Source organism: Gluconobacter aidae, assembly GCF_009547075.1.
GTDB classification, from domain to species: domain Bacteria; phylum Pseudomonadota; class Alphaproteobacteria; order Acetobacterales; family Acetobacteraceae; genus Gluconobacter; species Gluconobacter aidae.
In genome coordinates this window covers 21,615-34,924 of record NZ_WIPH01000007.1, presented here as the reverse complement: position 1 = coordinate 34,924, position 13,310 = coordinate 21,615, and the positions used below count along the sequence as shown (strand labels likewise).

At 60.9% G+C, this 13,310-nt stretch carries 11 protein-coding genes; 5 read left to right on the top strand and 6 right to left on the bottom strand.

Annotation, left to right across the window (positions count from 1 at the left end):
• Positions 1–83 precede the first annotated feature (83 nt).
• Both GFJ39_RS04895 and GFJ39_RS04890 read left to right on the top strand, forming a co-directional pair.
• Positions 84–1,583, top strand: a complete 1,500-nt coding sequence (locus tag GFJ39_RS04895; RefSeq protein ID WP_153430293.1) for a S10 family peptidase — start codon at positions 84–86, stop codon at positions 1,581–1,583.
• 200 nt (positions 1,584–1,783) lie between these two features.
• Positions 1,784–3,949: a histidine kinase dimerization/phosphoacceptor domain -containing protein gene (locus GFJ39_RS04890; RefSeq protein WP_153430292.1), complete on the top strand. Its 2,166-nt coding sequence runs from the start codon at positions 1,784–1,786 to the stop codon at positions 3,947–3,949.
• Positions 3,950–4,047: 98 nt separating this feature from the next.
• On the opposite strand, the gene purF is transcribed toward GFJ39_RS04890, so the two are convergent.
• The 3 genes from purF to GFJ39_RS04875 are packed head-to-tail and all read right to left on the bottom strand — an operon-like array spanning position 4,048 to position 6,278.
• On the bottom strand, positions 4,048–5,487 hold the full coding sequence (gene purF / locus GFJ39_RS04885) for an amidophosphoribosyltransferase (protein ID WP_153430291.1): 1,440 nt from the start codon (positions 5,485–5,487) through the stop codon (positions 4,048–4,050).
• Between the two features lie 25 nt (positions 5,488–5,512).
• Positions 5,513–6,076: a CvpA family protein gene (locus GFJ39_RS04880; protein ID WP_153430290.1), complete on the bottom strand. Its 564-nt coding sequence runs from the start codon at positions 6,074–6,076 to the stop codon at positions 5,513–5,515.
• A gap of 1 nt (position 6,077) precedes the next feature.
• On the bottom strand, positions 6,078–6,278 hold the full coding sequence (locus GFJ39_RS04875; protein ID WP_228391801.1) for a hypothetical protein: 201 nt from the start codon (positions 6,276–6,278) through the stop codon (positions 6,078–6,080).
• Between the two features lie 435 nt (positions 6,279–6,713).
• Here GFJ39_RS04875 and GFJ39_RS04870 point away from each other — a divergent pair, with 435 nt between their 5' ends.
• Positions 6,714–8,582 (top strand): Hint domain-containing protein, encoded by a 1,869-nt coding sequence (locus GFJ39_RS04870; protein ID WP_153430288.1) that lies wholly within the window; start codon positions 6,714–6,716, stop codon positions 8,580–8,582.
• Positions 8,583–8,702: 120 nt separating this feature from the next.
• Here the strand turns inward: GFJ39_RS04870 and hemA are convergent, their stop codons facing one another.
• Positions 8,703–9,920 carry a 5-aminolevulinate synthase gene (hemA, locus tag GFJ39_RS04865; RefSeq protein ID WP_153430287.1) on the bottom strand — a complete coding sequence of 406 codons (1,218 nt, stop codon included), beginning with the start codon at positions 9,918–9,920 and terminating at the stop codon, positions 8,703–8,705.
• Positions 9,917–10,876 (bottom strand): LysR family transcriptional regulator, encoded by a 960-nt coding sequence (locus GFJ39_RS04860; protein ID WP_153430286.1) that lies wholly within the window; start codon positions 10,874–10,876, stop codon positions 9,917–9,919. The genes hemA and GFJ39_RS04860 overlap by 4 nt, the downstream gene beginning before the upstream one ends.
• Positions 10,877–10,975: 99 nt before the next feature.
• On the opposite strand from GFJ39_RS04860, the gene GFJ39_RS04855 reads away from it, so the two are divergent.
• Positions 10,976–11,680 carry a pirin family protein gene (locus GFJ39_RS04855; protein WP_153430285.1) on the top strand — a complete coding sequence of 235 codons (705 nt, stop codon included), beginning with the start codon at positions 10,976–10,978 and terminating at the stop codon, positions 11,678–11,680.
• 163 nt (positions 11,681–11,843) lie between these two features.
• Positions 11,844–12,242 carry a YidB family protein gene (locus GFJ39_RS04850; protein WP_153430284.1) on the top strand — a complete coding sequence of 133 codons (399 nt, stop codon included), beginning with the start codon at positions 11,844–11,846 and terminating at the stop codon, positions 12,240–12,242.
• Between the two features lie 64 nt (positions 12,243–12,306).
• Here GFJ39_RS04850 and GFJ39_RS04845 read toward each other — a convergent pair whose 3' ends face one another.
• Positions 12,307–13,278: an EAL domain-containing protein gene (locus GFJ39_RS04845; protein WP_325062833.1), complete on the bottom strand. Its 972-nt coding sequence runs from the start codon at positions 13,276–13,278 to the stop codon at positions 12,307–12,309.
• Between the last annotated feature and the right edge of the window lie 32 nt (positions 13,279–13,310).

The window sequence follows — 13,310 nt, the reverse complement described above, 5'->3', positions numbered from 1 at the left end:
CTTCATGCGGCAGCGGTAGCCGTTCCGCCTCAGGACTGATACGGCGGATTATTCCTGTTTCTTTTCCCGGAGATGCCCGTCAGATGATGACCCGCCGCGCAGCCCTGCTCGCTTTAACGCTCCTGTCTCCCGTCTGTACGGCCGCGGCGGCCGACGCCCCCAAAACTGACGCCAGCAAGGCCGAAACCGGCAAAACGCCCGACACCTTCACGGGCGAAGCGGCCCTGCTGCCAGCGGATTCCGTCACCCAGCATCATCTGAACGGCATTGCCTACACCGCCCATGCCGGAACACTGATCCTGCGTGGCCCCGACGGCAAACCCACGGCCCGCATGTTCTATGTGTCCTACACGAAGGATGGTGTTCCGGCTGGCACACGCCCGGTCTCATATTTCTTCAATGGCGGTCCGGGCGCAGCCACGGCCTATCTGAACCTCGGCGCCGCAGGCCCCAAGGCCCTGACCATGCCCGCCAAAGACCCGACGGACGGCACCCACGCCGCGATCGGTGACAATCCCGATAGCTGGCTCCCCGTCACCGACATGGTCTTCATCGACGCCGTGGGCACGGGGTATTCCCGCCCCACCGATACGGCCAAGGCCGGAGACCAGTTCTACGGCGTCAAGCAGGACGCCAGCGCCTTCGCCAAGGCCATCGGCCTCTGGACGTCGGCCAACGGTCGTGAAACCTCCCCGCATTATCTCGTGGGCGAAAGCTATGGCGGCATCCGCTCCATCCAGGTCGCAAATGCGCTCCAGATGGAGCAGGGAATCCTGCTCAACGGCATCGTGATGATCTCCCCGGCCATCGAAATGCCCCTGCTCGATTCGGACGAAAATCCGCTCTCCGCCGCTCTCATGATGCCGAGCCTGATCGCCGCGCATCAGAGCCCGAACGTGACGGAAAAGACGGCGGACGAAGCCTATCAGTGGTCCCTGAACACCTATCTGCCGAAAATTGCCGGAAAACTGCCCTCCGGGAAGGAAGGCCAGGCCCTCTACGCCGAAGTCGCCCAGCGGACCGGCCTGCCGCAGGACGTGATCGCCCGGCAGCACGGCATTCCCGCCATCGGCTCGCATGACATCATGTCCCGCGATGGTCGCCTCTACGGACTGTACGACTTCACGCAGTCGATCGCCGACCCCTCGGCCGACGGTCTGGACGAAAGCCCCGATCCAACGCTCTTCGGCTTCGGCCGCGCCTATGGCAACGCCTTCTCCGGCTACGCGGCCAATGAACTCGGCTTCAAGACCCCGCTGACCTACGACCTGCTCTCCCTCAAGGTAAACGGAAGCTGGAAGTGGAGTTCGGGCGGCCCCTCGCCGATCCACCAGATCCCCGTCCTCAACCGCCTGCTGGCGCTCGATCCGGGCCTGCGCGTCTTCGTAGCCAATGGCTATTACGACGTGGCCTGCCCGTTCGGCACCGCACGCTGGATGAAGGATCACCTGACCGTGGGCGCGGACCGCGTGTCCCTGCATCTCTATCAGGGCGGCCACATGCTCTATACCCGCCCGGCCAGCCGTCATGCTCTCTCGGCGGATGTGGCATCCTGGATCCAGGCCGATGGTCGCCAGCCCTAAAACAGCCATCGATGAAACAGGGTGTCATAAATTGACAGTCCTGATGGAGGAACAGATGATGGACGGAATGATTTCTGGACCTTCCATGTCCGCTGTCTTTCAGAGACTTCGGGCGGTCTCTTCCTCTTTCAGGTGGATCTCCATTTGACAGTCAGCGCTCCCTCGCCCCCGAACCGGGCTGTTCGCTGGAGCATGCCGTCATGACCTCGTGCGATCGCGAGCCGATCCATCGCCCGAACGCCATCCAGCCCTATGGGCTCCTGCTCATCGTTGACAGCACGAGCCTGAAAATCATCGGTGGCGCAGGGGACATCGAAGGGCGTCTCGCTCCCGACTGGCTCGGACGCCCTCTGGCGGATGTGCTGAAAATCCCGGAAAGCCGCCTTCACGATGAAAAGCGGCCTTCCCTGTCCGATCTGCGTGTTGCCGGGCTGAAAGACGAGACCTTCAGCATCCTGCGCCATGTTCAGGACACGCATCTCCTCATCGAACTTGAACCGGTCGAAGCGCACAACCTGCTGACCTGGGACATTTTCGGCGAAATCGACAGCACGGCAGACCGTTTCGAGCGCTGCCCGGATACAACATCCGTCTGCCGCCAGGGTGCTGCGATCTTCCGCAGGCTTACGGGTTTCGATCGTGTTCTGGTCTATCGCTTCATGGAAGACGGAACCGGCCGCGTCGTCGGCGAAAGTCGCAACGACGCTTTCCCATCCCTGATGAACCACCATTTCCCGGCCAGTGACATCCCCACGCAGGCCAGGGCGCTCTATCTGCGCAACCGTATCCGCGTCATCCCCGACATCACCTATGAGGCCGCCCCCATCCGCCCCGCCGAAGCCGGGCTGGCAGGGCTTGATCTCAGCGATGTCCAGCTCCGGAGCGTCTCGCCGATCCATCTCCAGTACATGCTCAATATGGGCACGCGGGCCTCGGCCTCCGTCTCACTGGTCGTGGATGGCGTATTGTGGGGACTGATCGCCTGCCACAATGCCACGCCGCGCGCCCTCTCCGAGGACATCCGCGCCGCCTGCCGCACACTCGCCGGCGTCATGTCGCGGCAGTTGCGGAACAAGGAAGAGCTGGTCACCTATCAGGAGCGTCTGCGCCTGCGCAATGCGATGGAATTCGTCACGTCCCATTTCGACGTGCGCCATCCCATCGAAAGCAACCTGTGCAGCTTCATGAATGAACTGCAATCCCTGTTCCCATGCAACGGTTTTGCCGTCATCAGTGGCGAGACCATTAGCGGGACCGGCGTACTGCCCGATGAAGACAACCTGCACCGGCTGCATGACTGGCTGAGACTGGGCACGAACGGCGGCATTTTCGTCAGCACCAAGCTGGGCAAGGATTATCCGCCCGCAGCCGAGTGGCCTGAACGCTCGGCGGGCCTTCTGGCCATCACGCTCCCGTTCCGGACGCCGACCTGCCTGATCTGGAGCCGAGTTGAAATCATCCAGACCATCGAATGGGCCGGAAACCCGCACAAGGACACGGCGGAGGGTAGCGACGTCCTGCTCCCCCGTGCGTCCTTCAGAACCTGGGAACAGACGATCCGCGGTCACAGCACACGCTGGACCAGCGAACAGAGACAGGCCGCCCGACGCCTGCGCCGCGTCCTGATCGCGGACTACCAGACCCAGCAGCTCCGCGAGCTCAATGCGACCCTCGCCGCCACACTGGAAGAGCGCGAAAGCCTGCTCCGCCAGAAGGATTTCCTGATCCGGGAAGTCAATCACCGCGTGCAGAACTCCCTTCAGATGGTCGCCTCCTTCCTCAAACTCCAGGCCCGCAGCGCCTCGAACGAAGAAACCACGACCGCCCTGACCGAAGCGCAGCACCGCATCGCCGCCATTGGCCTCGTGCATCGCCGCCTGTACCGGGACGAGCATTTCGGGATCGTGGACCTCGGCCGCTATCTTGAAGAACTGATGGAAGAGCTGTGCTCGTCACTGGGCGGGGACTGGCAGGAACAGTTGCACCTCTCCTTCTTCCCGATCATGATTTCGGCCGATCGCGCCATCAATATCGGTCTGGTCCTGACCGAACTGGTCATCAATGCCAGCAAATACGCCTATGACGGCAAGGCTGGCCCGCTACATGTCGGCCTGGCCCAGACCAGCGACCGCCTGATCCTGACGGTCTCGGATCAGGGCGAATGCACGCCCCAGCTCAAGGGAACGGGCTTCGGCACGCGCATGATGAATGCCGTCGTCAGCAGCCTCTCGGGCACGCTGACCTACACCGCGCTCACTCCGGGTCTGGAAGCCGTCATGACCCTGCCGCTGGACTCGATCCTTCCCTCGGAAGCGGATACCAGCACTGAGGCCGCCCTGTCCCAGACCCCCTACCCATATCCCTGAGCCTTCCCCGCATTCAGGCATGAAAAAAGGCGCCCGACCTGTGGTCCGGCGCCTTTTTTGTGTTCTCCGATCTTGTGTTCTCCGGGGAAAATCCGGCCTTACGCGACCAGATTGCCTTCCTTGTCCACCAGTTCGATCGGGTAATCCCCGGTGAAGCACGCATCACAGTAACGGCGCGCGCCCTCGGCCCGGTTGGCATGACCCAACGCCCGATAAAGCCCGTCAAAGCTGACAAAGGCCAGACTGTCCGCGCCGATCGCCTGCGCCATTTCCTCAAGCGTATGCGTCGCCGCCATCAGCTTGCTCTCTTCAGGCGTATCGATCCCGTAGAAACACGCATGCTTCGTCGGCGGAGACGTGATGCGCATGTGCACTTCCGTCGCACCGGCCGCACGCACCATATCCACGATCTTGCGTGACGTCGTACCCCGGACGATCGAATCATCCACCAGAATGACGCGCTTGCCCGCCAGAACCGGACGGTTGGCGGAATGCTTCATCTTCACACCGAGATTACGGATCTGGTCCGTCGGCTCAATGAAGGTCCGGCCCACATAATGGTTACGGATGATGCCAAGTTCGAACGGAATACCGCTCTCCGCCGCATAGCCGATCGCGGACGGCACACCGGAATCCGGCACTGGCACCACAACATCCGCCTCGACCGCGCTTTCCCGGGCCAGTTCGCAACCGATCTGGCGACGCGCCTCATAGACCGGCTGACCTTCGAGCACGGAGTCAGGCCGCGCGAAATAGATATATTCAAACACGCAGAACCGGCCACCCTGATCCCCGAAAGGACGCAGGGACCGCAGACCGTCATTATTGATGACAACAATCTCGCCCGGCTCGATATCCCGGACATAATCCGCCCCGATGATATCCAGCGCACAGGTCTCGCTGGCCAGAACCCAGCCACCATTGCCCTGCTCATGGCCCGGCATCCGGCCCAGAACGAGCGGACGCACCCCCAGCGGGTCGCGCATGCCGATCAGCCCGTCATCCGGCGCCAGCGTCACCAGGGAATACGCACCCTTGACCTGCTTGACGGCGTCGATGAAGCGGTCGAGCACGGTCGTATAAAGTGAGATCGCGATCAGGTGGATGAAGACTTCCGTATCCGTCGAGGAATGGAAGATACATCCACGCTTGACCAGCGCCTGCTTGAGGGTCGCGGAATTGGTCAGGTTGCCGTTATGCGCCACCGCCAGACCGCCGAACTCATAATCGGCATAAAGCGGCTGCACATTGCGGACATGCGTCCCGCCCGTCGTGGCATAGCGGTTGTGACCGATGGCCACCGTGCCGGGCAACGTCGCCATGACGCGGCTGTCACCAAACACATCGCCGACCAGTCCCAGGCCCTTGTGCTGATGGAACCGTTCTCCATCGAAACTGACGATACCAGCGGCTTCCTGGCCGCGATGCTGCAGGGCGTGCAGCCCCAGAGCCGTCAGGGCGGACGCATCAGGCACACCCCAGACGCCAAAAACCCCACACTCTTCGTAGGGGCGGTTGAGACTGTCGGACTGGGTCATGCGGCGCGGCCTTTCCGGACTGGTTTCACAAGGACGCCTCATGGCCGCTTGTGAACGGAGACGCAAGATGCGGTTGCAGGAAATGAGGCAGATAACCTGTCAGATGGGTGGCTCCAGCGGCAATGTAAGGGCCGATGAGGCTTCCCTGCATCACATAGGTCATCCAGGACCCGAAAAAAGACCCCGCCAGCAGATAAAGCACGATCAGGGCCACATAACCCCGCGCCACACCGAACACGGCACCCAGAATACGGTCCACGGCGCCAGACAGGACGCCCCGCGCCGCCGAACCGATCCGCGCGCCCAGCATGGTGAAGACCAGCAGCACGACAACAAAAAGAATCGCCGTGCTCGCACTCCCGGCCAGTGCCGCCTGATGCAGATAGGGTTCCAGATAAGGCTCAAGCATCCCGTGGAACCGGTAAGTCAGGACAATCGCCCCCACCCAGGCCAGAAGCCCGGCCAGTTCGGTCGCAAAACCCCGCGTCAGCCCCCATAACGCCGAAAGCGCCATGATGATCAGGGCAACGATGTCGAGACGGGTCAGATCGTCAGGGTTGATATGGGACAGGTCTGGCAAAGGCGGCATGTCACGGCAGCTTCGTCGAGCGGAAACGGCCCCCCTTGTAGGGACGGATCCCACTCGCACGCAACTCGTCCGCCAGACGGATCCTCTCGTTGATCTCCGACCACACCAGACCCGCATCGACCTCGCGCGCTTTCCAGATTCTTTCCAGAAGCACAATGAAAGCCGCGCTGTCCCGGATCAGGGCAGACCGGTCGTTGATCATGACATCCAGAACACAGGAAGTTCCCGCAATGCCCATTCTTTGCGAAAGCTGCGTTACTTTTCGATTCTTAAGGAAGGGAACCGATTTTTCCTGTGATATCATTACGACATGATGATCGGAAGCCTGCTGACAGGCAACCCGTTTCGCCGTTTTTTACTGACATGAGCAGGCTCTGCGTTCTTTGAAAAACAAACATCTCCAATTTTACATCACGTCTCGTAGTGTGATGGACATCTTTTACGCAAATCACTGAAAAATAATAATATTACGATTTGTCACCGACGTTTTCGTTTTTAAAACCCAAACGATCTTGCACTCGGATTATCTAATAATTAACCTTTGCACGTGAGATAACGCGTCACACAAAGGCAGGCTGGGGAACTTACCTTCTTTTTCTCTGGGACAGCTTCCTGCCCCCCATCAGGAAAATAAAACATGACAAACTACTGGAAGGGTGGCACAACCGGAAAATGGTTCGCCGCAGCAAACTGGAGTAAAGGCCAGATCCCGCAGAATTATGGCTGGGACGACGTAGTCGCTGGCACGTCCGATAAGGCAACGGTCACGATCAATGCTGCGCAGGCGAGTTCAACAAATTTCGGTACATTGACTGTCGCCACCAATGCGACACTCAATGTCACGGCAACTTCTTCTGTTTCCGACACTACGATCTTCAGCACCAACCAACTGACAGTCGATGAGGGTGGGACGATGAATATCGCCACGCCTGACGCCGTAAACCTGGGCAGTAATCCGACAGTAAACGGCACCCTGCAGATCAGCGACGCTCCGACCATCACGATCAATAGCCACAGTGTCGACGGCACGGGCATCCTGATCCTCGACGGGACCACGCTTGGCAGCACAAGCGCCCAGTTCCAGATGGGTTCGTCCCTGACAACGGTTCTGCAAAACGGCTCTACGCTCTACATTAACAATGCAAGTGCCGGCGGCAAGATCGTCTTTGGTCGCGATGCAGTGGATGGCACGTCCAGCCAGCTCGTCTTTGCCGATTACAACCAGACGGTCACCACGCCCATCACGGGTTACGACGCGGCTTCCATCATCACCATCGGCAGCGGCAACACCGCTCCGGTAAGCGCCAAATTCACGGATAACGGCAACGGAACCTACACGCTGACAGTTGCCTTTGACCAGTATGGCAACGGCATCACGCTGACGGACGTCTCCTTCGGTCCGAATTCCAGCCCGAGTACGCCGACGATCGTGCACAATACCGATGGAACCTGGAGCGTTGTTGGCGGGGCAGCCGGCTATAACGGGCAGATCTGCTACCTGGCCGGCACCATGATCCTGACGCCGAAAGGCGAACGCGCCATCGAGACCCTCAAGGCTGGCGATCAGGTGACTGTCTATGCCGATGGCACGACCAGCACACGAACGATCCTTCGCGTTGGCCATGCCCATGCAAAGACCGGAACAACAGGTCATGCAGACATAGACGCCGTTCCCGTGCGCGTGTGCGCCGGAGCCCTGGCCGACGGTATCCCCAGCCGCGACCTGCTTGTCACGCCCGAGCACTGCATGATGCTGGAGGAGGGATTCGTTCCGGTCCGGATGTTGGTCAACGGCATGAGCATTGTCTATGACCACGCCATCACGGAATACGATTACTACCATCTCGAAACCGAACAGCACTCGGTTCTGGTCGCGAATGGCGCGCTGTCGGAAAGCTTCCTGGATGCCGGTCATCGCCCGGACGCCCTCATGCAGGGCAGCCCGGTGGCGCGGCTGCGACCCCTGAGCTGGGAAAAGGACGCCGCCCTGCCGCTGGTCACGGATCGTGAGCACGTCGAGCCCCTCTTCGCGGCGATTGCCCTGCGCGCCGAGACGCTGGGTTACACCGCCCCGCAGGCCGCCCCGTCCGCAGATGTTACGAACGAGATCCATCTCGTCCTGACAGACGGCACAGCCCTGTACCCGATCCGCACCAATGGTGAGCAGTTCGTCTTCATGCTTCCCGAAGGTTGCCCGAGCGTCCGCATCATCAGTCAGGCCGCCCGCCCGGCTGACCGGATCGGCCCCTTCGTCGATGATCGCCGCACACTCGGCGTACTCGTCGGCGAGATCACGATCTGGACCGGCGAACGCACGCACCGTATCTCCACCCATCTTTCGGACCCCTATGCCGATGGCTGGTGGGGCATCGAAGTCAGCCATGCGCGCTGGACCGGCGGCAATGCCCGTCTGGACCTCGGTCAGACGCTAAAAATGTCCGGTGGCATCCTCAGCCTGCAGATCCTCTCCCATGGCGCCCAGGCCGAGGCAAAAGCCGCAGCCTGATCCACGTCTTCGGATGACCTGAAATAAAAAAGGCAGGCCCTGAAAAGGGTCTGCCTTTTTTCATGACATTTCCGGAAATGAACGGAGAGACGTTCGCGTGCGAACGCTCGCCGTTCCGTTTCAGGCCGCGGCGGACTTGGAAGTCCTGAGCTGACGCTCCTGCCACAGCGTTGCCAGAGCCCCGACCAGTTCGTCGATCATCTCATTCGTATGCAGCGGCGTCGGCGTGATGCGCAGACGCTCCGTGCCACGCGGGACGGTCGGGAAGTTGATCGGCTGGATGTAGTTGCCAAAGCGGTTCAGCAGCTCGTCCGACAGGCTGCGGCACAGTTCGGCCTCGCCCACCATGACGGGCACGATATGGCTCGGGTTCATGACATGCGGGATGCCGGCCTTGTCCAGAGCCTGACGCAGATAGGCAACCGCACGCTGCTGGCCTTCACGCTCCGCACTGCTGCCGCGCAGGTAACGCACACTGGCGAGCGCGCCGGCCGCAATCATGGGCGGAAGAGCCGTGGAGAAAATGAACCCGGACCCGAAGGAACGGACGAAGTCGCAAAGCGCGGCGGATGCGGCAATATAGCCGCCCACAACGCCATAGCCCTTGCCGAGCGTTCCCTCGACGACCGTCAGACGATGGGACAGGCCAAGCTGCTCAGCCACGCCTGCGCCGTGATCGCCATACATGCCAACGGCATGAACCTCGTCGAGATAGGTCATGGCGCCGTATTTGTCGGCCAGATCACAGAAAGCTTCGATCGGGGCGATATCGCCATCCATCGAATAGACCGACTCGAAAGCGATGATCTTCGGAACATCCGCGGGAAGTTCCTTCAGACGACGCTCCAGATCCTCAACGTCATTGTGACGGAAGATCTGTTTCTCGGCGCGGGAATGACGGATGCCCTCGATCATGGACGCATGGTTGAGTTCATCGGACAGCACGACGCAGTTGCGCAGACGTCCCGCGATGGTTCCGAGCGTCACCCAGTTCGACAGGTAACCGGAATTGAAAAGCAGGGCGCTTTCCTTGCCGTGCAGGGAGGCGAGCTCCTTTTCCAGTTCCACATGATAGTGGTTGGTGCCCGAAATATTGCGGGTTCCGCCTGCTCCGGCGCCCGTTTCGTCCAGTGCCTTGTGCATGGCCGTCAGGACTTCAGGGTGCTGCCCCATGCCGAGATAGTCGTTGGAGCACCAGACCGTGACATCACGGCCCAGGCCATGATGGAAAGCCTTGGGGAAATTTCCGGCCCGGCGCTCCAGATCCGCAAAGTAACGGTAGCTGCCATCCGCATGCAGACCGTCAAGGGCGGACTGAAACATCGCATCATAGTTCATCGCGTTTTCTCCTGCCCGGCACTGTAATCCTGTGACACGATCTCGCCAAGCACTCTCTCCAGATAAGCCAGCAGAACCCGCAGCCTTGCCGACATCTGCGTCCGCGTGGTCCCGCACCCCGTGACGATGAACCAGACGGACAGTTCGGCGCCTGTCCAGCCGGGAAGCACTTCCACAATCCGGCCGCTTTCCAGATTCGGCCTCAGCATGAAATCGGGCAGAAGCGCGATCCCCAGTCCGGCCCGGATGGCTGGCAGGAGCATGTCTCCGCTATTGGCACTCACCCGCCCCTTCAGCCGGACAGACGCCTGACGACCATCGGTGTGTCTGAGGCGCAGGAAATCCGGAACGGCCGCATTGGTGTAAAGAAGCCCCGGCTGCCCCGCCAGATCCTCGGGATTTTCCACCTCATCCAGCCGGGCGCGAAACTGCTCCGAACAGACAAGCCGCGTCACGGACCGGCACAGCAGGAACGCCTGTCCCGACACCGCCGGCCGCAACAGGCCAGACGTGATCCGGACCGCCGCTTCAAATCTGCCGCCAAGCAGATCCACGACCCCGTCATCCAGATCCATCTCCAGCATAATATCCGGATACTGTTCCAGAAATCCCGGCAAGGCCGGGCCGAGCACCTCGCGGCCGAACGTCATCGGGGCTGCCAGCCGGATCATGCCGCGTGGCGTCGCCATTCCTTCACGCAGTTCGGTTTCCAGCCCCTCTCCTTCCGACAGGATGCGGCGCGCCCGATCCAGACATTCCGCGCCCTCGGCCGTCAGGGAAAGATGGCGCGCACTGCGCTGGAACAGCGTCGCTCCCAGACGATGTTCCAGCCGCCCCATGATCTTGGATACCGTGGGGGCGGACAGTCCCAGGGAGCGCGCGGCAGCAGCAAAGGAGCCGCTTTCCGCAACCCGCGCGAAAACGGCCCAGCCTTCAAAGTCGGGCAGACCGGTCATGCCGTTTTCGGAAACTTCACATTTCCATCCTTTCCATTTCCTTCATGGTCTCCATACCCCATTCTCTACGACAGGACATCAATTCAGGAGCATGATCCCATGCTGGACATCAGACCTTTCAAGACCCTCGGTCATGCCAACCATGGCTGGCTCGACGCCCACTATCATTTTTCCTTCTCGGACTATCACAACCGCAACCGCATGCACTGGGGACGGCTGCGCGTCTGGAACGACGACCGCATCGCGCCCCATAACGGCTTTGGCGCGCATCCGCACCACGACATGGAAATCATCACCTATGTCCGCACGGGTGCCATCACGCATGAAGACAGCCTCGGCAATCGCGGACGCACCGAAGCAGGCGATGTGCAGGTCATGTCAGCGGGAAGCGGCATCATCCATTCCGAATTCAACCGGGATGACGAAGCCACGACGCTGTTCCAGATCTGGCTGATCCCGGATGAAACGGGCGGTACGCCGTCCTGGGGCACACGTCCTTTTCCCCGACATGAGCGCAACGGGCGGTTCGTTCCGCTCGCATCCGGCTTTCCGGAAGACAACGCACTGCCGATCCGCACCCGCGGACGGGTGCTCGGAGCGACGCTGGAGGCTGGAGAAACCCTGACCTACGAGACGGATCGCAGCATGTTTTCCTATTTCGTCCCCGCCACCGGCAGCGTGGAAATCGACGGCCGGACTGTCGGACACAGGGATGGCGCGGCGATTCATGACGTGGAGCGCTTCACGATCACCGCGCTGGAAGATGCGGAAATCGTTCTCGTGGAAAGTGCCGCGCTCCGCTGAACCGGCCAGGCGGCGGATTGTGACAACACCCGGAAATTCTGTGACAGATCACACAGAAAGGTGTTGTCCCGGTCGCGCAGCCTTCAGTCCTGAAGGGCGTTGTGATCGCAGGGCCACCAGCCCGGCAAAGGCCCGTTTTCTCCTGAGATGAAGGAGCCTGACAATGACCGTTCAGAACACATTCACAACCAAGTCTCCGGTATCCGGTAAAGGCCAGACCGAAGCCCAGGCCGCGACATCCGTGTTCACCCGTTTCGGTGACTGGCTGAGCGGCGCAAGCACTGACCGTTCCGGCCTGACGGAAGTCACAATCAGGATGATGAAGGAAGACTGCCAGTTCGCCACCACCATCAGCGAAATCCGGCTTCCTCCTTCAACGCCCCTGTCCCCCGAACAGGTCGATGATCTCATGGGGGAAAAGCGGCTGAACTATATCTGTGACCAGACCGGTCAGTCGCCAGAAGCCGTCGAGACGGCGCTGACCGAAGTGCTGCCGATGCTGGCCACCATGCTTCGGGAAAATCCGGAACGCCTCTTCAGTTATCAGTGCAGGATCAACTGAGCGATCCTCTCCCGTTCTGACAGACTGTCCCGTTCCTTTGCGGCCAATACGGCGGAAGGTCCCCTCAGAGACCTTCCGCCGTTCTTGCCATGCGGCGGCGGCGCGGACGTCCTGCCGTCTCCTCGAACCGCTCGTTGATCTGTGCCGTGGTTTCCGGTGCGGCCAGTACCGTTCCGGACGCTTCGATACATCCGACTTTCTGTACGAAAGTCAGAAGATCCGGAAGATCCACGCCGATACTGCGGACCTTCAGGCCCAGTGCCTTCACGGTCTCAAGTGCCGCGCGGTAAAAGAGCGTGGCGGTTTCATCCAGCAGCGGAGCATCGCCGGACTGACGCCAGGTCATGCCGGAGGGTGCGAGCATGGACGCATCGAACTGGACCCCGTCCAGCAATCCTCCCATCGCGCGTTCCCGCAGAAGACTCAGACTGGAAGGCGCGCTGCCAAACCCGCCCAGAAAAATCTGGCATCCCTGATCGCGCAGCGCTGACAGAGTGTAACAGGTTTCCTTGTCGTCCTGCGCCAGACCGCTTTCCTGAAACACGAGATCAAGTCGGCTGACCGGGAAACCGCTATCCTGAAGAACGGTATTCAGGCGGTTGTTGAAATCCCCATCCGGCGCCTGATCGTCTTCCAGCGAAACCATCAGCCGCATGCCTTCCGGCCATGTCGCGGCCTGTGCACAGGCATTTCCCAGCAGATCCGCGTCAAACTCCCGCTGCTGCTGGCCCAAGCTCTTGCGCCGGCTCTTGCGCAGGGTCCGGCGCGGAACCGAAAGCCAGAGCTGGCTCATATCCACCTGCGCCCCGATCACCTTGTCTGCTCCACCGCGTCCCACCACAAAGCGCGGCAGCCATCGCAGAGGGGGCAGCGCACTTTTCTGGCGTGCTCTCCGACTCCTTAATGTCGTTGCAAACATTCCTGCGCTGGACGCAGCCATGGGTAAGGCGTGGCCGGTCTTGCCTTTCGGCAGGTCGGACAGTCCCTCTGCCATGACTGTCCGGCCGGCATGCAGGTCCTGAGGGGCTGCCGGCACCGAAGTCGCTCCCTGTCCTAGATCATCCAATG

Excerpts from the sequence above, each read along its gene's own strand:
- GFJ39_RS04895 (WP_153430293.1), top strand. The coding sequence starts at position 84 with ATGATGACCCGCCGCGCAGCCCTGCTCGCTTTAACGCTCCTGTCTCCC.
- GFJ39_RS04890 (WP_153430292.1), top strand. The coding sequence starts at position 1,784 with ATGACCTCGTGCGATCGCGAGCCGATCCATCGCCCGAACGCCATCCAG.
- purF (WP_153430291.1), bottom strand. The coding sequence starts at position 5,487 with ATGACCCAGTCCGACAGTCTCAACCGCCCCTACGAAGAGTGTGGGGTT.
- GFJ39_RS04880 (WP_153430290.1), bottom strand. The coding sequence starts at position 6,076 with ATGCCGCCTTTGCCAGACCTGTCCCATATCAACCCTGACGATCTGACC.
- GFJ39_RS04875 (WP_228391801.1), bottom strand. The coding sequence starts at position 6,278 with ATGATCAACGACCGGTCTGCCCTGATCCGGGACAGCGCGGCTTTCATT.
- GFJ39_RS04870 (WP_153430288.1), top strand. The coding sequence starts at position 6,714 with ATGACAAACTACTGGAAGGGTGGCACAACCGGAAAATGGTTCGCCGCA.
- hemA (WP_153430287.1), bottom strand. The coding sequence starts at position 9,920 with ATGAACTATGATGCGATGTTTCAGTCCGCCCTTGACGGTCTGCATGCG.
- GFJ39_RS04860 (WP_153430286.1), bottom strand. The coding sequence starts at position 10,876 with ATGACCGGTCTGCCCGACTTTGAAGGCTGGGCCGTTTTCGCGCGGGTT.
- GFJ39_RS04855 (WP_153430285.1), top strand. The coding sequence starts at position 10,976 with ATGCTGGACATCAGACCTTTCAAGACCCTCGGTCATGCCAACCATGGC.
- GFJ39_RS04850 (WP_153430284.1), top strand. The coding sequence starts at position 11,844 with ATGACCGTTCAGAACACATTCACAACCAAGTCTCCGGTATCCGGTAAA.